Origin of the sequence: Actinoplanes sp. NPDC049598, from assembly GCF_040675435.1 — a bacterium.
Classification (GTDB): domain Bacteria; phylum Actinomycetota; class Actinomycetes; order Mycobacteriales; family Micromonosporaceae; genus Actinoplanes.
Genome location: NZ_JBFAOX010000010.1, coordinates 213,903 through 233,804 on the forward strand (window position 1 = coordinate 213,903; position 19,902 = coordinate 233,804).

Genomic DNA, 19,902 nt, shown 5'->3' on the forward strand with positions numbered 1-19,902 from the left:
TCCCTCATCGGGCCACGCCCGCCACCGGCCGGGCGGGCATCGGGTCGGGGAACTGGCCGTGCCCGAGCAGGGCGGCGGTCGCCTGGGCGACGCGGTACGAGGCCAGGCCGTCGCCGTACGGGTTGCCGGCGGCCGCCATCCCGTCGCGCCGCACCCGGCTGTCGAGCAGGTCGGCGACCGCGCTGGTGATCGCGGCCGGGTCGGCGGTGACGAGCCGGACGCTGCCTGCGTGCAGCGCCTCGGAGTACTCGGTGCCGGAGGCGATGGCCAGGACCGGGGTCCCGAAGGCCAGGGCCTCCTCCAGCAGGTCACCGTCGTCGGTCACCACGACGTACGCCTCGGCGAGCGTCCGAACCTGGTCGGGCGCCACAACTTCGAGATCCGGGTGGCGGGTGGCCAGGTAACGCAGGGCCGGCCCGATCGCCTGGGCCCGTTGCGCCGGGACGCCCAGCACGACCCGGCGCTGGTGCGGGCGGCGCTGGAGCAGCTTGGCCGCCGCGTCGGCCGCCGTGCCGCCGGTCAGCAGCAGGTCGCCGGCGACCACGCGCTCGTCCAGCAGGTTCATGGCGGCCAGCGGGGTGGCCGCGAGGTGCACGGTGGCGACCTGCGCCAGCAGTCGGCGCTGGGCCTCCCGGGCCGAGGCAGCGACCAGGTCACCGTCGCGCCGGCCGGCGTCCAGCTGCATGATCGGGATCCGCCGCCAGAACGCGGCCAGCGCGGCCGGCAGGTCGTCGCGGACCACGACCGCGTCCGGCGTGCGGGCGGCCCAGAGCTCGTCGAACCGCCGGACCGTCCCGGTCTGGTTGTCCGCCGCGGGCAGGGTGATCTTCGGGGTGAGCCGGAACCGGGCCAGCGTCGCGTCGACCGCCGCCGGGTCGGTGCCGGTGGCCAGCAGCACCGGTGTGAGCCGGCCCTGCTCGCGCATGGCGAGCGCGACCGGGGCGAGCCGGAACGCCTCGGCCGGGGTTCCGGCGACCAGGTGAACTTCGGGCAGCGACGACATCGAACTCTTCTCCGGTGCTGGCTGGGGGAGGGCCGCGTCGAACGCTATGTAGTTACGGAGCGTGATTCAAGGGTGCCGGGATCAAAGTGGCCGAACGGCCTAACCCAGACATGTCAGGCGCTGTCCAAAGCACTTAAATCGGGCACGCGACCGGCCGCCTGACCGCGACGTGAACATTACGATCTGTTACTGCTGCTCCAGCAGGGTGGGGTCGTCGCGCAGCATCGCGGCCAGCCGGCGGGCGGCCATCTCGGTCTCTTCCGGGCGCTCGACCTGCAGCGGCACCGGCTTCGGCAGCGGGGTCGGGGTGATCCGGCGGGTCGCTTCCTGCGCCTGCTCGGGGACCCGCGGTGGCGGGGTCGCGGCGAAGGGGTGCGGTGGGGGCTCCTCGCGGGAGGAGGACGCCATGCCGAGGTCACGCAGGCGGGCGCCGAGGTCACGGGAGGACTCGCCCACATCATGCGGCTCGGGGGCCGGAGCCGGGGCCGGGGGATGGTCGAAGTTGCCGTACTGCCGCTCGGCGGTGTCGGACTCGTCGTAGAACGGCTGCGGCGGCGGTGTGTATCCGTACCGCTCCTGGTCGTCGTAGCTGGCCGGTGGAGGCGGGGCCGGGGACCAGGGGCGCTCGACCGGCTCGCCGACCTCGATGTCGACGTCGGCGTGCCGCGGCGCGTCGGCGTCACCCGGCTGGAGGGCGGCCGCGTTCTCGGCGCTGACCTGCACCTGGCCGTCGGCGACGTAGAAATGCAGCAGCAGCGGCTCGCCGGAGCCCTCGACGCCGACACTCACGCCCAGCTCGGGGTGGCGCCCGACCACTCCCGCGACCGCCTCGACCAGCTCCGTCACGGCCGCTGGGGTGCCCGTAGTCTCCCCCGCCGCTCGGCGGCGCAACTCATCACGGCGCGCCAGCTTGTCGAGCGCGTCGTCCAGGCCACCTCGCACCTGATCGTCCTTCCGTAGCGGGTCGCCTTCCACTGTGCCCGCTTGGAGGCCGATTTGGGAACCTCGATTAGCGCGACGCGCCGCACACCCTACGTCGCCTTCTGACGAATGGCCTTGTCGAGCGCTTGATCCAGGACGACCAGGAGGGCATCCCGTACGGAGGCGCGGAAGCGGGCGTCGTACGCGAGGACCGGAACGTCGTCGCGGATGGCCAGCGCCCAGCGCACTTCGTCCAGGCTGTACTGCATTTGCCCGTTGAAGGTGTTGACGCCGACGACGAAAGGAAGCCCGGCCCGCTCGAAGTAGTCCACCGCGGGATAGCAGTCGTCGATCCGGTTCGTGTCGACCACCACGAGCGCGCCCAGCGCACCCTTGATCAGGTCGTCCCACATGAACGCGAAGCGCGTCTGCCCCGGCGTGCCGAAGATGTAGAGCTTGAGCGTCTGGTCGATGGTCAGCACGCCGAAGTCCATGGCGATGGTCGTCGTCGTCTTCGTCGACCCCAGGCCGGGGTTGTCGATGCCGACCGAGGCCGAGGTCATCTCGGCCTCGGTGGTCAGCGGGGCGATCTCCGAGATGGCGCCGACGGTCGTCGTCTTGCCCACGCCGAAGCCACCGGCAACGATGATCTTGACCGGGACCGGCGCCTTCTTCGGCGGCCGGCCCTCGTTGCCCACGGCGGCCGCGCCGTAGGCACGGTTAGGTGATTGCTCGTAGTCCACGGATCACTCGCATGATGGTCTCAGGGTCGGGGGAGTCGTTGTCCAGCACGTGGACGTCCAGCTGGCCGGCGGCCCGGAGGTCACCGACGAGGATGCGGGTGACGCCGAGGTGCAGGCGCAGCCGGGCCGAGATCTCCGCCACGGAGACGGGCTCGACACACAGTCCCACGATCGCGCGCATCTCGGGTGAGAGACGGACGGGAGTCGCGGCGAGGTTGACGGTCACCTGGGTTTCCATCCCGATCTCGGGATCGGCGCCGTTGGTGCGCCCGGACGTGATGACGAACGGGCGGAGAGTGGCGGTCGGGTCAGCGGCCGGAGGCTGCTCGTCCCGCGGGGCGGGGCGGTAGCCGCCGGCCGACTGCGGACCGGACTGCAGGAAAGGTCGGACACTCGGCCGAGCCGGGTGTGCCGGGTCGTCGGGGTCCGGGTAGGTCATTGCTGAACGGCGTTCTTCAACTCGGCGATCAGGCGCGGGCTGAGCGCGCCGCCGGCCCTCGTCGCGAACAGCGTCATCTCGTAGGCCAGGGTCCCGAGGTTGGCCGACCGGTCGGCGATGACCCCGAGCACCGAGCCGGCGCTGATCGCGGTCACCAGCAGGTAGCCCTCGGCCATGTCGATGATGACCCGGTTCAGCGAGCCCAGCCTGTACCAGCTCGCGGCGCCGCCGGCCAGGCTGGTGAGGCCCGAGACGACCGCGGCCAGACGCTCCGCGTTCGGCCGGTCCTTGATCGCGGACATCGCCATCAGCAGACCGTCGGACGACACCGCGATCGCCTCGATGACGCCCGCGGTGCCGGACGTGAACGAGTCCAGCAGCCAGTTGAAGGTCTTGGCCTCCGCGCTCAGCTGGGGCTGGGCATAGCCGTGGCCGGTATCGGTCGAGTAGGGGGAAGTCATCGCGGTTGTCCCTCGGGTTGTGGCTGAGTTTCGTTCAGTGCGAGTGCGACGCCGTACTCGAACTGTTCCATCAGGGCCCGGGCCTGATCCGGATCCAGCGGCAGGCTCGGACTTGCCGGCGGCGGGTAGTTGGGTTCATCCCGCGGCAGAGTGGCGCCCGGTACGCGCCGGGCGAGCGGTGCATGACCGGCCGACGGGGGCGCGGTCATCTGGGTCTCGGCCGCGTCGAACTGGGCGCGGCTGACACCCGCCTCGAAGTCGTCGAACGCCGAGCGCGCGGCGAGCGCGTCGTCCTGGGACGGCAGCCGGGAGGGCAGCGTGGGCGCGGCCGCCTCCTCGGGAAGCTGGCTGCCCGGCACGCGGCGCCGCAGCGGGGTCCCGTTGCTGGGAGCCGGCGGCGACGACGGCGCTTCGAAGGCCGTCGGGCTGTTGTGGCGGTAGTCCTCCTCGGGCGTGCGCTGCTGCGGGATCGCCGGCATGACCGGCGGGGGCTCCACGGCCGGCGGAACATTCCATGTCGGCGCTTCCACGGCCGGCGGGGCGCTCCACGTGGGTTGCGGGGCCTCCACGGCCGGCGGGGCGCTCCAGGTCGGCTGCGGGGCCTCCACCGCCGGCGGCGTGCTCCACGTGGGCTGCGGGGCCGGGGCGGGCTGGTGCCAGGCCGACGGGCCGGCGGCCGGGAGTTCCGGCATCGCGGCCGGGACGCGGCCGGCGACCGGCGCGTTCAGCTCGTACGCCGGGTCGACGGCGGGCTGCACGATCGGCTGCTGGTAGGCCGGGCCCGGCGAGTACACCGGCTCGGCCTCGTACACCGGCTCCTCGAGGGCCGGGGCCGTCCGGGCCGGCGCGAACGCGTTCCACGACTGCCCGGTCTCGAGGGTCTTGGTCGCCCGCTCCAGCACGTTCGCGTCGAACGGCTGCTGGCTGCCGGGCACCGACGCCCGGGCCGCCGATCCGGCGATGACCTGGGCGAACTCGGCCGTGTGGTAGCCCTGCGGGGCGGCCGGGGTGGCGATCGACGGGAACGGCGCCACCTCCGGCGAGGAGAGGCTCGGCACCCGGGCGATCAGGTGGGACGGGTTCAGGTCGACCCACGCCGTGACACCGGAGCCGGGCGTCTCGGTCAGGGTGACCTCGATGCCGTGCCGCCGGGCGAGCCGGCCGACCACGAACAGGCCGAGCACCTCACTGGGGGCCAGGTCGAGCCGCTCGCGGCGGGTCAGCCGGGCGTTCTCCTCGGCCATGCGCTCGGGCGGCATGCCCAGGCCGTTGTCGACGATCGCCAGGCGGGCGCCGCCGCGCAGCTCGGTCGCGCTGACCACGACGCGGGTGTGCGGCGGGGAGAACGCGGTGGCGTTCTCCATCAGCTCGGCCAGCAGCAACGTGAGGTCGGCCAGGACGGCCGGCACGACCACGATCTCCTCGGGGACGTCCACGTCCACGCGGGTGTAGTCCTCGATCTCACCGAGGGCGAGACGCACCACGTCCTGCAGCGGCAGCGGTGCCATGTGCTCGTTGGCGCCGGTGTCACCGGAGAGCACGACGAGGCTGGACGCGTTCCGGCGCAGACGGCTGGACATGTGGTCGAGGCGGTACAGCTCGCCGAGGCGGTCGCTGTCGGTCTCGCGGCGTTCCAGGTTGTCGATCAGGGCCAGCTGGCGGCCGACCAGGTTCTGGGTACGACGGCCGACGTGCGCGAACATCTGTGCGACGTTGCGCCGGCCGAGGACCTGGCGCTCCACCAGCCGTACGGCCGTGGTCTGGACCCGGTCGAACGCGCGGGCCAGGTCGCCGATCTCGTCCTGGCCCTCGACGTCGACCGGGTCGAGGCGGATCGGGCGGATGGACTCGGACTCGTCGTCGGCCACCCGCTCGAGCTCGGCCTCGGCGGCGCGGGCGATCCGGTCGGCCGAGACGGTGAGGCGGCGCAGCGGCCGGGCCACCGCGCGGGCCATGAACAGGCTCAGGCCGATCACCAGCAGCAGCAGCACGAACGAGCCGCCACCGATGAGGAAGGCGTCCCGGATGGCCGCGTCGCGGTTGCTGGTCACGATGGCCTGCACGTCGGCGGCGACCCGCTTCTCCACGAAGCCACCGAGGACGAGCACGGAGCGCAGCGACGGGAAGAGCGTGCCGATGTTCAGCAGGGCCACGGCGTTGGTCGGGTCGGTCGCCGCCAGCTGGAAGAAGTCGGCGCCGACGCGGGAGGTGAAGGCGTCCTGGGCACCCAGGTACAGCTTGTACTGGGTGTCGGTGAAGAACGCCTGCGAGTTGGTGATGACCTGCTGGATCTGCACCAGCGTGGAGGAGAACAGGCCGACCAGGCCGGTGTCCTTGGTGATCGTCGCCGCGGTCAGGTAGCCGGAGGCCTGACTGATCAGGTCGTCGGTGCGCAGCGCCTGCTCGAGGGCGAACAGCTGCCGGCCGACGCCGGTCTTCAGGTCGGCCGTGGAGGAGATGGCCAGGCCGTTGACGACCGGGGTGATCCAAGTGGTGAACTCGGTGACGATCTGGTTGGGCGGGATGGCCCGGTTGAGAACGTTCTGCCGGGTGTTGTCGAGTTTGGACGTGTTCCGCAGCGCTCGGGCGAGCTCCTTGGAGACCGTCACGCCGTCGTCGACCCGGGCCACGGCGTCCTTGGCCCGGGCGCTCTGCACCGACAGGGTCGGCTGGTCGACCAGGTTGAAGTAGAAGCCGACCGCGAGCAGGCGCTCCTCCTGGAGCTCCTGAACCGCCGTGCCGACGCGGCCGGCCAGCTCGACCGTGTCCGACGTGGACTGGGCCTCACCGGCCGCGTCGATACGGTTGACGATGATCGGCACGCTCAGCGCCACGACGCCGAGCAGGGGTACGAGCACCAGCAGGGCGAGCTTGCCCAAGATGCGGAATTTACCGAAGAGCACCGAATCGCTCCCGCTGTGTCGGGTCGACCTCGCCGTAGGCCGGGATCTGGCCGTACGGGTTGCTGGCGTAGCCGGGGCCGCTGCCCGGCTGGTTGAGCGCGACGTCCCGGCTGGGCTCGCCGGGCTGCTGCGGAGCGGGGGCGGGGGTGGACGGGCCGGCGGCGGCCTCGCGGCGGCGGCTGATCACCGGCCAGGCGACCGCGCCGAGGACCAGCAGGATCGCGAGCAGCCCCATGACCACGGACTCGGTGCGCTTGTAGTTCAGCGAGCCGAGCCGGTCGTCGAGCAGGCGCTCCATCTCCTTCAGGGTGATGCCGGAGAGGGTGCTCAGCGCGGTCTGCAGCGTGCTCTGCGCGGTCGACATGGTGGCGACGTTGACGTTGGTGAGCGACGCGCCACGGGTCATCGACTCGACGCCTCGGCGGAAGGAGTCGAGCGAGCTGACCAGGCTGCCGCTCAGCGTCGGGCTGCTGGTGTTGTCGACCGCGGCCTGCAGGTTGTTGGTGAGCTGGTTGACCGACTCCTGGACGGCGAGGACCTCCTGGCCGAACTGGATCCGCAGGTTCTGGGCGGCGGCGCCGCGGGCGGTCTGCAGCAGGTTGGCCTGGTCGCCCATGCGGTTGACCCGGACGACCGTGGTCGGCATGTCGACCGCGGTGGCCTCCTGCAAATTCGAGATGTCGCTGTCGGGGTCCCGGTTGAGCTCGGCGTTGCGCCGCACCGTCACGTACAGCTCGAGGATCAGGTCGGTGACCTCGACGTGGGCCGCGTAGATGGTGGTCGCGCCCTTGAGCGTGGCCAGCTTGCCGATCTTCGCCTGGAGGTCGGTCCAGCGCTCTTTGGTCTTCAGCTCGTCGCCGAGGCTGTTGTCCACGGCGGATACCTTGGCCACCGCGGCCTTGAGCGAGTCGGGTGGGTCGGTGACGCCCTGGATGCCAGTCGACTCCGACTCGGCGAGCGCGCTGACCAGCGGCGAGAGGGCGGTGAGGTACTCCACGCCCTTCTTCTCGAGCTCGGTCTGGTCGCGGTGGTCCGCGTTGTCGGTCCACACCCGGCCGAACAGCACCGCCGTCGGCACAAGCACCAAAACAGTCAAAATCACCGCGAGCGCGGAGCCTAAACGGGTTCGCCGGCTGTTCATTGCTTTTCGTCCTCCGCCATGCACACGCGATGAGCCGTTGCGACGGCTACTTTCCGTAGCCGGTTGGGCGCACGGATCCGGGCCAATCTATCCGAGAAAACCTCAAGAAACGCCTTTCCAAGGGACAGATCTCTCTCGGCTGATCGGGGGATACAGGCTCCGGCCTTCGTGGTTGTAACGAGCGTTCAGTTTCCGGTGCCGGGGGGATGAAGGTGCAGCCCACACCGGTTCCAGAAGGAAGGAAAGTTGTCGCGGCGATGGTAACGGCAGAGTGGCGGCACGAAAAGCCACAAGATCCATAATGGGTACCCGATAAGACCCGCGTCTATTAAACGCTCAGTAGTGGATCGAGTGCTCTAAGCCAAAAAGTAGCGCTGTGTCGTGGTGCGCATACGGCAGAAACGGGCTTTTCCCCAGTCACTTGGCGGGGAAAAGCCCGAATCCGGTCAAAGCCGTGCGAGTGCCTTACGCAGGGGGTCCAGGCCCAGCGAACCGAGGTTCAGCGCGTCCCGGTGGAATGTCTTCAAATCGAAATCAGCGCCCTGGCGCTGCCGGGTCTCGTCGCGGGCCTGGAGCCAGATCCGCTCGCCGACCTTGTACGACGGGGCCTGCCCGGGCCAGCCGAGGTAACGCTTCCACTCGAAACGCAGCGTCTTCTCCTCCATGCGCGTGTGCGCGCGCAGGAACTCCCAGCCCAGCTCCGGCGTCCACCGCTCGCCCGGGTGGAAGCCGAACGGGTTGTCGCGCGGGATCTCCAGCTCGAGGTGCATGCCGATGTCGACGATGACCCGGGTCGCCCGCAGGGCCTGTCCGTCGAGCATGCCCAGCCGGTCGCCCGGATCGGCCAGGTAGCCCAGGTCGTCCATGAGCCGCTCGGCGTAGAGGGCCCAGCCCTCGCCGTGCCCGGAGCACCAGCAGAGCAGCCGCTGCCAGCGGTTGAGCGTGTCGGCCCGCAGCAGCGTCTGGCTCACCTGCAGGTGATGGCCGGGCACGCCCTCGTGGTAGACGGTCGTGACCTCGCGCCAGGTGGAGAACTCGGTGACGCCCTCCGGCACCGCCCACCACATGCGGCCGGGCCGGGAGAAGTCCTCACTCGGGCCGGTGTAGTAGATGCCGCCGTCGCTGGTCGGGGTCAGGCAGCACTCGATCTTGCGGACGGGCGGCTCGATGTCGAAGTGCGTGCCGTTCAGCTCGGCGATCGCCTTGTCGGCCAGCTGCTGCATCCAGTCGCGGAACGCCTCCTTGCCGGCGATGTTACGGGCCGGGTCGGCGTCGAGCGCAGCCACCGCCTCGTCGATCGAGGCGCCGGAACCGGCGATCGCGGCCGCCGTCGCGCGCATCTCCTCCTCGATCCGGAACAGCTCGGCGAAGCCCCATTCGTAGGTCTCCTGCAGGTCCACCTTGGCGCCCAGGAAGTACTGCGAGGCCAGCTCGTAGCGCTCCAGGCCGGCCGCCTCCTTGTCGCGGCCCCGCGGGGCGAGGTCGCGGCGCAGGAACTCGGCGAAATCGGCGGTGGCCGCGGTGGCGGCGTCGGCCCCCTGCACGAGCCGGGCCGCGAGCGCACCGCCGGCCTGCAGCCGCCCGGCCAGGCCCCGGTAGAAGTCGTCGCGGTCGGGGTCGGTCCAGGCGTCGCACTGCTCGGCCACGGCCAGCATCTGGGCCCGGGGGCTGACGTTGCCCTTGTCCGCCTCCGCCAGCAGCGTGCGCTTGTACTGCTCGAGGGCGTTCGGGAGGTCGTTGAGGCGGGTGGCGATGTTGGCGATCGCCTCCTCGCCCTCGGTCGGCATCACGTCGAAGACGCCGCGCAGGGCGTGGATGCCGCTGGAGATCACGCTGACCGCGCTCGCCGTCTGCCCGGCGTCGGCCTGAGCCAGCTCGAGGCCCAGGCGCTCCATCATGGCGTCCTTGGCGACCTGCTCGGACTCGTGCTCCGGCTCGATCACGTCGAGGTCGTTCAACGTACGGCGGACGAGCTCCGTCTGAGCCTCGAAGCCCTCCGGCGAGAAATCGTCGGTCTTGCCGTCGTGCCCGGCGATGCCGGTGTAGGTGGCGCCGATCGGGGTCAGCTCGGCCCATTCGTCGACGTAGCGGTCGGCCAGGTCATCAATTCGTCCCACGGGGCGACCCTACGGGAGATCAGGCATGGCTCGCGGTCCACTCCAGCAGGCTTTCCATCTCCCAGGTGTTGACCACCCGCTCGGGCGGCACGCCGCACAGCGCGGCCCGCTCGCAGCCGAACCGCAGCCAGTCGAGCTGGCCCGGCGCGTGCGCGTCGGTGTCGATGGAGAACAGGCAACCGGCCTCGACCGCGACGGTCAGCATCCGCTTGGGCGGGTCGAGCCGGTCGGGTCTCGAATTGATCTCAATCGCTTTGTTGTGCTCCACGCAGGCGGCGATGACCTTCTCCAGGTCGAAGGTGCTGGGCGGGCGGGTGTGCCCGGCCCGGTGCCCCTTGTCGCCGCCGCCCGCCGCGGCCACCTTGCGGCCGGTCATGTGACCGAGGATGTCCAGGTGCGGGTTGGCCAGCGCGTTGACCATCCGCTTGGTCATCCGCGGCGATTCGTCGCGCAGCTTGCTGTGCACCGAACCGACCACCACGTCCAGCCGGGCCAGCAGCTCGTCCTCCTGGTCGAGGGAGCCGTCATCCAGGATGTCGACCTCGATGCCGGTGAGGATGCGGAAACCCTCGGGCAGCGCGTCGTTGAGCCGGGCGACGTGGTCGAGCTGGCGGCGCAGCCGGGCGGCGGGCAGGCCACGGGCCACCGTCAGCCGGGGCGAGTGGTCGGTCAGCACGAGATATTCGTGGCCCAGCTCGACGGCGGCCAGTGCCATCTCCTCGATCGGCGAGCCGCCGTCCGACCAGTCCGAGTGCGCGTGGCAGTCGCCGCGCAGAGCGTCCCGCAACTTGCCGGCGGCGCCGCTCAGATCCGTACCCTCCGTGGTCTGAAGCCGGCGCAGATAGACCGGCTCCTCCCCGGCCAGGGACTCGGCGACGCAGCGGGCCGTGACCTCGCCCACGCCCGGCAGCTTGGCCAGCGTGCCCGCGGCGGCCCGTTCGGCCAGCTCCTCCGCGGACAGCCCGGCCACGGTGGTCGCGGCGCTCCGGAACGCCTTGACCCGGTACGTGGCCTCGTTCGCCCGTTCGAGCAGGAAGGCGATGCGCCGCAGGTCCGCGACCGGATCACGAGATGGCATGCCGACCAGCCTAAGCGTCCGCTGGCTAGCATCGCGGTCATGCGGACGATCGACTGGGTTGACGGGGCCATCGAGATCATCGATCAGACGGCCCTGCCGGGTGAGCTGCGGATCCTGCGCCTGCACACGGTGGGTGAGCTGGTCGCGGCCATTCAGTCCCTGGCCGTACGGGGTGCGCCCGCGCTCGGTGTGGCCGGCGCCTTCGGTGTCGCGCTGGCCGCCAAGGTGCATGCCGACGATCCGGCCGCGCTGGCCCTGGCCGTGGAAAGGGTGTCGGCGGCCCGGCCGACCGCGGTGAACCTGGCCCGCGGGGCCCAGCGGGCGGCCCGGCGGCTGCCGTCCTTCCCGGACGTGCTGGCCGAGGCGTGCGCGGTGCGCGACGAGGAGATCGCGGCCTCGGCCGCGATGGCCGCCCGCGGCGCCGACCTGCTCGTCGAGCTCTGCGGTGACCGGCCCCGGCTGCTCACCCACTGCAACACCGGCGGCCTGGCCGCGGTCACCCTCGGCACGGCGCTCGGCGTGGTGCACGAGCTGCACCAGCGCGGGCAGCTGGCCGGGGTGATCGCGAGCGAGACCCGACCCCTGCTGCAGGGGGCCCGGCTGACCTCGTGGGAGCTGTCGCAGTGGGGCATCGAGCACCGGGTGGCGGTCGACTCGGCCGGGCCCTTCCTGATGGCCCGGGGCGAGGTGGACGCGGTCATCCTGGGGGCCGATCGGATCTGCGCCAACGGCGACGTCATCAACAAGGTGGGGACGTACGCGCATGCGCTCGGCGCCCGCCGCGCCGGCTTGCCCTTCGTCGTGGTCGCGCCCGAGTCCACGGTCGACCCGGACACCGCGACCGGGGCCGACGTGCCGATCGAGGACCGGGGGCCGGCCGAGGTCACGTCGTGGGCCCCGGCGGTGAACCCGGCGTTCGACGTGACCCCGTACGACCTGGTCACCGCGATCGTGACCGACCAGCGGGTGATCAGGCCGGCTTCGTCCAGGGCTTGAGCCAGTCGGTCGCGGGCCAGCCCTCGGCCGCCGCCATCAGCGGGTACGCGGTGGCCCCGTCGACCGACTGCCGGATGATGTCGGCGTGGCCGGTGTGCCGTGCGGTCTCCTGGATGAGGTGCAGCAGGATCCAGCGCAGCGTCCAGTGGGTCATGTCCTTGCTGTTCCACGGTACGGAGTGGTCGATCGGGATTTGGTGCCCGAGGTTGTCGAGCTCGGTGACGGTCTTCTCGGTGCGGGCCGCGACCCGCTCGTACCGGGCGAAGATGTCGTCGATGGTCTCGCCGTCGGCCATCCGGAAGTTGTCGGCGTACGCCTGGTAGTCGAGCTTCTGGGGCTCGCCGCGGACCTGGCCGATCCAGCTCTCCTCGGTGGCGGCGCAGTGCTTGACCAGGCCGCCGACGCTGAGCTCGCTGGCCGACGGCGTGGCCCGCAACTCCTCCTCGGTGAGGCCGTAGGCGGTCAGCCGCAGCACGTAGCGCATCTGGGCGAGGTAGGCGAGAAGGCCCTGCTGTTCGTTGTCGATGGCGCCGACCTGACCTGGCATGACTTGCTCCTCTCGGTTTTTCTCAACCTAGGAGGAATTGCGGTCAGTTTTCCGGCCGGATCGCTTCGACTGTCGTCTTGTTGACCGCTGTCACCCATCCGCCGGCGCGGCCCAGGTCGAGCAGGGCGCCGATCTCGGCCGGCACGTCGGTGACCTCGCCTGCCCGGGAGGGCCAGGCCCGGCGCAGATCGACCGCCGGGCGCAGGGCCGGCAGCAGAGCCGCCACCGGGTCGGGGGCATCGAGCAGGGCCCGTACCTCTTGCAGCTCGGTGATCAGACGGTCGAGCTCGGTCCCCACGGCCGGCGCGTTGCCGCCGCACATGGCCGCGATCAGCTCGGCCCGAGTCGCGGCCACCCTCGTACCGTCCCGGAAGGAACCCGCGGCCAGAGCCCCCGCCAGGGGGTTGTCCTTGAGCCGGCCGGCCAGGGCGGTGGCGAACAGATGCGGTACATGGCTGACCTGGGCCACGGCGCGGTCGTGCTCCTCGGCGGTGACCGGGACGACCCGGGCGGCGAGCCCGGTGAACAGCGCGGCCAGGGTCAGCCAGTCGTCGAGGCGCGTCTCGCCGGGCTCGAGGCAGAGAACCCACGAGCAGCCGCCGAACAGGGTGGCCTCGGAGGCGGCGAAGCCCGAGGTCTCCTTGCCGGTCATGGGATGACCGCCGACGAAGCGGGGAAGCTTTTTCGCCAGCTCGCGAACCGGGCCCTTGACCGAAGTGACGTCGGTGACGAGGCCGGGGAAATCGGCGAGGGCGTCGACGATCGGCGGCAGGGCGGGCAGAGGCACGGCCAGCACGACCAGGTCGGCGTCGCGGACGGCGTCCTCGAGGGTCCCGGCGATCGTGAAGCCGTCGGCCTCGGCCGCCTCCGCCGCCTGCGGGTCGTGACCGGTCACCCGGTGCCCGGAGGCGTCCAGCGCCCGCAGCACCGATCCACCGATGAGGCCGAGTCCCACGACAGTCACGTTCACGCGGAGAACCTATCCCCGTTTCGAAGATCAACCGTTCGGGGTCGCCCGTACCTGCCGGGGAATTCGTCCGTTTCGCGCCTGGTTCGCGGAGAATTCCTGCCATTACGGTGATCACGTGACTTACCGGGGGAAAACGTTCACGACGGTGCTCATCGCCGTCCTGCTGTCTCTGGCCGCGCCGGCCCTCGCCCAGAGCTCCGACGCCATGCCCAGCTTCAACGGCACGGTGCTGGCCGTCGCCTACTCCGGCAACATCGTCTACGTGGCCGGCGACTTCACCGCCGCCGTCGTCAACGGCAAACCGGTCGCCCGCGGCCGCCTGGCCGCCGTCGACGCCCGCAAAGGAACGCTGCTGCCCTGGTCGCCCAGCGCCGACGGCCGGGTCAAGGCCATCGTGGTCAGTGGCGGCTCCCTCTACGTGGCCGGCGACTTCACGGCGATCGACGGCGTGAAACGCGACAGCCTGGCCCGGCTCGACCCGGTGACCGGCGACCTGCACAGCACCTTCAAACACACGATCAGCGGGCGGCCCCTCGCCGCGTACGCCGCACACGGCCGGCTCTACCTCGGCGGCTCCATCACGGCGGTGGACGGGCAGGCCCGCGGGCGGCTGGCCGCCTTCAACCTCACCACCGGGATGCTGGACAAGCGCTGGACGCCCACGGCCGACGACCAGGTGGAGACCATCGCGGCCGGCGGCGGGCGGGTCTACGTCGGTGGCAAGTTCCACCGGATCAACAGCACCCCCGGTTACGACCGGCTGGCCGCCCTCGACCCGGCCACGGCGGCGGTCGTCACCACCTTCAAGCCCAGGCCGCCGGTCATCACGTACGCCCTCGCGGTCACCGCCGACACGGTCTACTCGGCGCACGGCGGGCAGGGCGGACGGGTCAGCTCATACACCCACGCCGGGGATCTGCGCTGGTCGGCCACCTTCGACGGGGACGCGCAGGCGGTCACGGTGCTCGGCGACACCGTCTACGCGGGCGGGCACTTCGACCGGGCGTGCAGCACGGCCCGTACCGGCTCCCAAGGGGTCTGCGTGGACGGGGCCGACAACCGGGTGAAGCTGGCCGCGCTCTCGGCCGCCGACGGGCACCTGCTCGACTGGACGGCCGACGCCAACGGAATCGAGGGGGTGCTGGCGCTGGCCAGCAACCCGCGCCTTCAAGCGGTGGCCATGGGCGGGGCCTTCACCACCATCGAAGGGCGGCAGCAGAAGCGTTTCGCGCAGTTCAGTTGAGCTTTTCTCCCGGCATGCATGGGGCCGCACCTATCGGGCGATGGTGCGGCCTCATGCATGCTCAGGCCTTGCAGTTGTGCGAGCGGTTCCAGGCGGCGACCGTGGCGACCGGGCTCTTCTGGCCCTTCTTGCGCCAGGAGTCGAGGAAGGTCGCGGGCCAGACGACGCCGCGGCGGACCTTCCAGTCGCCGACCTTGGCGCAGGACGGCGAGATGCCGTAGTGCAGGTGGCAGACGCCGTTGGCGTTGCCGGTGTGGCCGACCTTGCCGAGCAGCTGGCCGGCGGTGACCCGGACACCCTTCGTGATGCCGGTCTGCACCTTGCTCAGATGCGACCCGTAATAGCGGACGCCGTCGTCACCGAGCAGCGACACCGAGAGGCCGCCGTTGTTGGGGCCGTCGGGCGAACCCTTGACGTAGACGTCCTTGAGGCTGATCTCCAGGACGACGCCGCTGGTCGTGGCCACGACCGGCTCGCCGCAGTCGGCGAAGATGTCGGTCGCCGGGTATTTGGAGTGGGTCGGGTGATAGTCGACGTTCGACGCCTTGACCGGGAAGACGTATTTCACCGTCGTGGGGGCGGCCGCGGTCGACTGCTTGGCCGGAGCCGAAGACGTCGGGGCCGCGCTCGTGGGCGTGGCCGCCGGAGGCGCGGAGCTGGGCGCGGCGGCGGGGCTCTCGCTCGCGCCGGCGCTCGCCGTCACCTCGGGCTCGATGAACTGCGGCGTCTCGCTCGCCGAGGGCGAGCCGGTGACGCTGCCGCAGCCGGCCAGGCAGACGGCCAGGACGGTCAAACCGGAGAGGGTACGGAACAAAGGCACCGAGCCAATATGGCAGACAGACCTCGATCCTGCCGACCGGCGGCGGGCCCCGGTGGATAACCCGCTCGGCCCGTACGAGGGTGGATAGGCTGGCACCCACCGGCCGGCACACCCCGCCGCCGGCGGCGATGAGCCCACGCTGGAGGTGGCCGGTGACCGACGCGAGTGACGCCTGGCGCACGAGCCCGCCCTCCGCCGCCTCCGGGCCGCATGCTGTTTCGCCGCCGCCGCCGCCGCCGCCGCCCGTCGCCTTCGGGCCGCCTGCTGTTTCGTCGCCGCCTGAGTTCCCCGGCGGTGCTTGGGGCGCGCCTCCGCATCCCGCCGCGCCGCCGATGCGTGGGTCGGGGCTCTTCCCCGGGCCGTCGCGGCCGATCTATCGCGAGCCGCATCCGGTCAACGCCGGTCCGCTGCTGGCCGGGCTCGGCTCGGGCCTTCTGTGGATGGTGCTCTTCGGCACGCTCGGCCGTGACCTGGCCAGCTACGCCTGGTGGAGCCTGCTGGCCGCGATCAGCGCCTGGGGCGTCGCCCTGGTCCTGACCCTCCTGGGCGACCGCGGTGTCGCGGTCGGCGTCGCCCTCGCCTCCGGGCTCGGCCTGTCGATCGCCACCGCCTTCGTCGGCGGCCGCTGGATCACCACCGAAGACTGGCCCCTGTGGTGACCCCGGTGTGGTTTTCGCTACATCGCTGAGTGGCGATTTTGTCCGATCTTGACCGGCTTGTCGGCGACCAGATGTGCCCTCTTGATTGCGGTGCGCACTGGGCCTTGACGAACGGTTGGTGGTCGGCGAATCTCGGCATCATGGCCCCCTCACCGCCCCGGCTCGACCCCGATCGGCGCCGTCGCCGGCTCGAGTTGCTGGCAGCTCTCGCGAGTGCGAAATCGGCCCGGGAGAGCACCCAGCCGCAACGGCTGCGCCGGGCCCGGCTGCGGGAGCTCATCGCCATGCGTCGTCGCCTGGTGAACTGACGTTTGACCTGACTTCGCCCACGGTCAAGGCGTGGCGCGCCGCACCCGCCGTTCTTCCCGCTACCGTCACTCGCTGAAGACAAAAGTCGCGTGGGGGGAAACTTGTCGACATTCGCTGCCGCCGTCGCTCGGGGCAAGAACGGGTGGACGGCGTCCGAGCTGGATCTGACCGGTCTGGCCGACATCGACGAAGTGGTCGATGCGCTGCGTGACGTGGAGCCGGACGCCGACCTGACGTTGCTCTTCGTCGAGAGCGACGACCAGTACCTCGCCATCCTGCGCCTCGACGAGGGTGAGGACCTGCGGGTCTTCGGCTCCGACTCGGCGTTCGTGGACGAGTCACGGATCGGCTCGGTGCTCCTGGGTGAGATCGAGACGCCGCCGGCCCTGGAGATCGACGACCTGGCCGCTGGCGAGGACGACGACGAGGACAGTGACGAGCCGGCCGCCGATCCCGACGCCGATCCGGTCGGCGACGCCGACCTGCTCAACGACCTCGGCGTCAACGCCAACCGCCTGCTCGCGCTCTGCGGCATGGAGGGCATGCTGCCCTCGGACGTGACCGCCGAGATCTGCCAGCGGATCGGCTGCGGCGACGAGATGGAAGAGCTGCGCGAGGCGTGAGCCTGGCCATCTCGCCCCGCCACGAGTCGTGGATGCGGCGGGCCCTCGAGGTGGCCTCCGCCACCGGGGACGACGTGCCGGTGGGTGCGGTGATCTTCGGCGCCGACGGCACGGAGATCGCCGTGGGCGGCAACGAGCGGGAGGCGAGCGGCGATCCGACCGCGCACGCCGAGATCCTGGCCCTGCGCCGGGCGGCCGCGCGGACCGGCAGCTGGCGGCTCGCCGGCTGCACGCTGGTGGTGACGCTGGAGCCGTGCACGATGTGCGCCGGCGCGCTGGTCCTGGCCCGGGTGTCCACGCTGGTCTTCGGGGCGTGGGAGCCGAAGACGGGCGCGGTCGGCTCGCTGTGGGACGTCGTGCGCGACAGCCGGCTCAACCACCGGCCCGAGGTCTACGCCGGGGTCCTCGAGGACGAGTGCGCCGCCCTGCTCCGCGGCTTCTTCGGCCGGCCGGCGAGCACCGAGGGCTGATGTCGGGCGTACGGCCGAAAGCCGCGGCCCGGTCGAGGCCGAGCCGCGGCAATCAGATCAGGCGGCGCCGGTGATCGCGGTCTCCAGACCGATTTTGACCATGTCGCCGAAGCCCTGCTCGCGCTGGGCGGAGTCCATCTTGGCGCCGGTCTTGATGTGATCGCTGACGGTCAGGATGGTCAGTGCCTTCGCGCCGTAGCGGGCCGCGATGGTGTAGATCGCGGCGGATTCCATCTCGACGGCGAGAACGCCGTAGTCGGCGAGCGCGTCGTAGAGGTCCGGGCGGTCGGTGTAGAAGGCGTCGGCGGCCAGGATCGGCCCGACACGGATCGGGGTCCCCTGCCGCTCGGCGACCTCGACCGCGGTGCGCAGCAGACCGAAATCGGCCACCGGCGCGTAGTCGATGAGTCCGTCGAAACGGGACCGGTTCATGTTGGAGTCGGTGGCCGAGCCGATCGCCGCGATCACGTCACCCAGCTGAAGGTCCGGCGCCAGCGCGCCGCAGGAGCCGATGCGGATGACGGATTTCACGCCGTACTCGTTGATCAGCTCGTGGGTGTAGATGGAGGCCGACGGCATGCCCATGCCGGAGCCCTGCACGGACACGCGGACGCCCTGGTAGGTGCCGGTGAACCCGAGCATGCCGCGGACCTGGGTGTAGCACTTGGCGTCCTGCAGGAACGTCTCCGCGATCCACTTCGCCCGCATCGGATCGCCCGGGAGGAGCACCCGCTCGGCGATGTCGCCCGGCTGCCCGCCGATGTGCACGCTCATGGGCGCGTCTCTTCTCGCTCGTTCATACCTGGATCCTGCCAGGTCGCGCGGGGTCTGCTCGGCAAAGGGGAACCCGGCGACAGACGCCGCCGGCGGTCGGGTAACGTACTTCCCGGTGGTGTGTCCGAGCGGCCTAAGGAGCACGCCTCGAAAGCGTGTGAGGGTGCAAGCCCTCCAAGGGTTCAAATCCCTTCACCACCGCCACTGAACCCGGTGGCTCCCTGTGGAGCCGCCGGGTTTTTTGCTGCCCGCGTTGGTCACGCTTCGTGGTTATGAAGGACTTTCATGTACGCGGAGTGAGGGGCCCTCGCCGGAGGCTTTTCCAAGATCAGGTATCGTGCGCGTAACGACGCCGTTTCGGCCCTGAGGGCCGCCGCCACGACCTGTGGCGATGACCCACCGTGATGACGGGGGAACGGCGCAAATACGATGCCTGTAGCGCAAGTCACCAAGCCAAAAACTACCGGATCAGACAATGCGCTTTTAACCACCTGGTGAGAAAGTTTCACAAGATTGCCCAGCGCCGATTCCTCAGAAGTGTCCTAGATTTGACTCCGTGAGAGTTGAGCATCACTGGTGGAATGGTGACGTCCGGCTCGCCCGCCGGGACGTCTACATCCGCACCGACGGCGAGTTCTGGGAAGTTGAGGCCCAGATGGGCGGCCCAGAGGGCAAGTCGAAGGTGCAGCAGTGTCCAGGACGGGCTTCGGCCATGATCCTGGCCGACGCGTGGCGAGGCCCACGCTGGCAGTGGCGCAAGCTGTAAACGCCAGGAGCCGAGGCTGCGCCGAACCAGCTTGACATCACACGGCCAGCCGATCTTTCCATCGGGCCGGGATCCCTTTCGGGGTTCCGGCCCGATTGCTTTCTTCGCCGCCCGCACCGCTTGTCCGGCGACAATTAGTTGATCGCTTCTAGCCTGGGTTCCCGTCAACCCCAGAAAGCGATCCCATGCAGGCCACAGTCACCGATCACCGCCCAGACATCGCCGTGCTCCACCTGAAGGGCGAGCTCGACGCGGACACCGCCGGCCAGCTCCACGGGATCCTCGCGGATCTGCTGGAGCGTCCGGTACCCCGGATCGTGGTCGACCTCTCCGATCTGAAGTTCTGCGACTCGGTCGGGTTGAGCGCCTTCATCACCAGCAAACAGGTCATCGCCGCCCGCGGCGGATGGCTCAGCTTCGCCGGCGCCAACCCGTTCCTGGCCCAGCTGCTCGAGACCGTCGGCCTGAGCCGCTACTTCGCCATCTTCCCGGAGGTCGACGACGCCATCGCGGCCGCGCAGCTCTGAAAAAACACGTTGGGGCTGGACTCATCGAGTCCAGCCCCAACGTGCTGTTTGGCGGAGGATACGAGATTCGAACTCGTGAGGGGTTTCCCCCAACACGCTTTCCAAGCGTGCGCCCTAGGCCACTAGGCGAATCCTCCGTCGGCCAGAATACAGATGCCCGCCGCGGGTGTCGCACGGGTCCCCGGCACGGCGCCCGGCGGGGTTGGGTACGCTAGGGGCCAGCCTCTCGTGCGGCGTGCATCTCGTGAACCTCCCCAGGGCCGGAAGGCAGCAAGGATAAGCGGGCTCTGACGGGTGCACGGGAGGCCCTTTACGTTCCGGGGCGCGACCCCGGCCACCCCAGCGGTACAGAGTTGGTTCTTGTCATACCCCCGACGGACAATGGCGCGGTC

At 70.6% G+C, this 19,902-nt stretch carries 21 protein-coding genes, 2 tRNA genes and 1 other RNA gene; 10 read left to right on the forward strand and 14 right to left on the reverse strand.

The window, feature by feature from the left end:
- Positions 1–4 precede the first annotated feature (4 nt).
- From AB0J66_RS24000 to AB0J66_RS24040, 9 genes are all read right to left on the reverse strand, one after another.
- Positions 5–1,003 carry a UDP-N-acetylglucosamine 2-epimerase gene (locus AB0J66_RS24000; RefSeq protein ID WP_364664470.1) on the reverse strand — a complete coding sequence of 333 codons (999 nt, stop codon included), beginning with the start codon at positions 1,001–1,003 and terminating at the stop codon, positions 5–7.
- A gap of 186 nt (positions 1,004–1,189) precedes the next feature.
- Positions 1,190–1,945, reverse strand: a complete 756-nt coding sequence (locus AB0J66_RS24005; protein ID WP_364664473.1) for a hypothetical protein — start codon at positions 1,943–1,945, stop codon at positions 1,190–1,192.
- Positions 1,946–2,034: 89 nt separating this feature from the next.
- Entirely contained in the window at positions 2,035–2,622 is a 588-nt protein-coding gene (locus AB0J66_RS24010; protein WP_364664747.1) for an ATP/GTP-binding protein, read from the reverse strand.
- A 22-nt stretch (positions 2,623–2,644) separates the two neighbouring features.
- Positions 2,645–3,106, reverse strand: coding sequence for a DUF742 domain-containing protein (locus AB0J66_RS24015; RefSeq protein WP_364664475.1), 462 nt, complete (start codon positions 3,104–3,106; stop codon positions 2,645–2,647).
- The gene (locus AB0J66_RS24020) at positions 3,103–3,567 is read right to left on the reverse strand and encodes a roadblock/LC7 domain-containing protein (protein WP_364664477.1); all 465 of its coding nucleotides are present in this window, start codon (positions 3,565–3,567) and stop codon (positions 3,103–3,105) included. The genes AB0J66_RS24015 and AB0J66_RS24020 overlap by 4 nt, the downstream gene beginning before the upstream one ends.
- Complete coding sequence (locus AB0J66_RS24025) at positions 3,564–6,446, reverse strand: ATP-binding protein (protein WP_364664480.1); 2,883 nt, start codon at positions 6,444–6,446, stop codon at positions 3,564–3,566. The genes AB0J66_RS24020 and AB0J66_RS24025 overlap by 4 nt, the downstream gene beginning before the upstream one ends.
- Positions 6,447–6,456: 10 nt before the next feature.
- On the reverse strand, positions 6,457–7,554 hold the full coding sequence (locus AB0J66_RS24030) for a hypothetical protein (protein ID WP_364664482.1): 1,098 nt from the start codon (positions 7,552–7,554) through the stop codon (positions 6,457–6,459).
- Positions 7,555–8,057: 503 nt separating this feature from the next.
- A complete protein-coding gene (locus AB0J66_RS24035; RefSeq protein WP_364664485.1) occupies positions 8,058–9,728 on the reverse strand; it encodes a DUF885 domain-containing protein in 1,671 nt (556 codons plus the stop codon).
- Positions 9,729–9,747: 19 nt separating this feature from the next.
- Positions 9,748–10,806 (reverse strand): PHP domain-containing protein, encoded by a 1,059-nt coding sequence (locus AB0J66_RS24040; protein ID WP_364664487.1) that lies wholly within the window; start codon positions 10,804–10,806, stop codon positions 9,748–9,750.
- Between the two features lie 39 nt (positions 10,807–10,845).
- On the opposite strand from AB0J66_RS24040, the gene mtnA reads away from it, so the two are divergent.
- Positions 10,846–11,802, forward strand: a complete 957-nt coding sequence (gene mtnA / locus AB0J66_RS24045) for an S-methyl-5-thioribose-1-phosphate isomerase (RefSeq protein ID WP_364664489.1) — start codon at positions 10,846–10,848, stop codon at positions 11,800–11,802.
- Here the strand turns inward: mtnA and AB0J66_RS24050 are convergent.
- Entirely contained in the window at positions 11,777–12,349 is a 573-nt protein-coding gene (locus tag AB0J66_RS24050; protein WP_364664492.1) for a DinB family protein, read from the reverse strand. The genes mtnA and AB0J66_RS24050 overlap by 26 nt on opposite strands.
- A gap of 43 nt (positions 12,350–12,392) precedes the next feature.
- A complete protein-coding gene (locus AB0J66_RS24055; RefSeq protein ID WP_364664495.1) occupies positions 12,393–13,319 on the reverse strand; it encodes a prephenate dehydrogenase/arogenate dehydrogenase family protein in 927 nt (308 codons plus the stop codon).
- A gap of 115 nt (positions 13,320–13,434) precedes the next feature.
- Here AB0J66_RS24055 and AB0J66_RS24060 point away from each other — a divergent pair, with 115 nt between their 5' ends.
- Positions 13,435–14,562: a PQQ-binding-like beta-propeller repeat protein gene (locus AB0J66_RS24060; RefSeq protein ID WP_364664498.1), complete on the forward strand. Its 1,128-nt coding sequence runs from the start codon at positions 13,435–13,437 to the stop codon at positions 14,560–14,562.
- Between the two features lie 61 nt (positions 14,563–14,623).
- Here AB0J66_RS24060 and AB0J66_RS24065 read toward each other — a convergent pair whose 3' ends face one another.
- Positions 14,624–15,382: a M23 family metallopeptidase gene (locus AB0J66_RS24065; protein WP_364664500.1), complete on the reverse strand. Its 759-nt coding sequence runs from the start codon at positions 15,380–15,382 to the stop codon at positions 14,624–14,626.
- Positions 15,383–15,714: 332 nt separating this feature from the next.
- Here AB0J66_RS24065 and AB0J66_RS24070 point away from each other — a divergent pair, with 332 nt between their 5' ends.
- The 4 genes from AB0J66_RS24070 to tadA all read left to right on the forward strand — a co-directional run bounded on the left by AB0J66_RS24070 (position 15,715) and on the right by tadA (position 17,443).
- Complete coding sequence (locus tag AB0J66_RS24070) at positions 15,715–16,041, forward strand: hypothetical protein (protein WP_364664750.1); 327 nt, start codon at positions 15,715–15,717, stop codon at positions 16,039–16,041.
- 140 nt (positions 16,042–16,181) lie between these two features.
- Positions 16,182–16,349, forward strand: coding sequence for a hypothetical protein (locus AB0J66_RS24075; protein ID WP_364664503.1), 168 nt, complete (start codon positions 16,182–16,184; stop codon positions 16,347–16,349).
- A gap of 102 nt (positions 16,350–16,451) precedes the next feature.
- Positions 16,452–16,973: a tRNA adenosine deaminase-associated protein gene (locus tag AB0J66_RS24080; RefSeq protein ID WP_364664506.1), complete on the forward strand. Its 522-nt coding sequence runs from the start codon at positions 16,452–16,454 to the stop codon at positions 16,971–16,973.
- Between the two features lie 8 nt (positions 16,974–16,981).
- Positions 16,982–17,443: a tRNA adenosine(34) deaminase TadA gene (gene tadA, locus AB0J66_RS24085; RefSeq protein WP_364664753.1), complete on the forward strand. Its 462-nt coding sequence runs from the start codon at positions 16,982–16,984 to the stop codon at positions 17,441–17,443.
- A gap of 57 nt (positions 17,444–17,500) precedes the next feature.
- Here tadA and deoD read toward each other — a convergent pair whose 3' ends face one another.
- Positions 17,501–18,217, reverse strand: a complete 717-nt coding sequence (deoD, locus tag AB0J66_RS24090) for a purine-nucleoside phosphorylase (RefSeq protein WP_364664509.1) — start codon at positions 18,215–18,217, stop codon at positions 17,501–17,503.
- Positions 18,218–18,331: 114 nt separating this feature from the next.
- Here deoD and AB0J66_RS24095 point away from each other — a divergent pair.
- The 3 genes from AB0J66_RS24095 (at position 18,332) to AB0J66_RS24105 (ending at position 19,510) form a co-directional block, all read left to right on the forward strand.
- Positions 18,332–18,421: transfer RNA gene (locus AB0J66_RS24095), tRNA-Ser, on the forward strand.
- 352 nt (positions 18,422–18,773) lie between these two features.
- Positions 18,774–18,983 (forward strand): hypothetical protein, encoded by a 210-nt coding sequence (locus AB0J66_RS24100; protein WP_364664512.1) that lies wholly within the window; start codon positions 18,774–18,776, stop codon positions 18,981–18,983.
- A gap of 185 nt (positions 18,984–19,168) precedes the next feature.
- Positions 19,169–19,510 carry an STAS domain-containing protein gene (locus AB0J66_RS24105; RefSeq protein WP_364664515.1) on the forward strand — a complete coding sequence of 114 codons (342 nt, stop codon included), beginning with the start codon at positions 19,169–19,171 and terminating at the stop codon, positions 19,508–19,510.
- Between the two features lie 49 nt (positions 19,511–19,559).
- Here AB0J66_RS24105 and AB0J66_RS24110 read toward each other — a convergent pair.
- Positions 19,560–19,647, reverse strand: a tRNA-Ser gene (locus AB0J66_RS24110).
- A gap of 81 nt (positions 19,648–19,728) precedes the next feature.
- On the opposite strand from AB0J66_RS24110, the gene ffs reads away from it, so the two are divergent.
- Positions 19,729–19,823: signal recognition particle sRNA small type (gene ffs, locus AB0J66_RS24115), an RNA gene on the forward strand.
- Positions 19,824–19,902 lie beyond the last annotated feature (79 nt).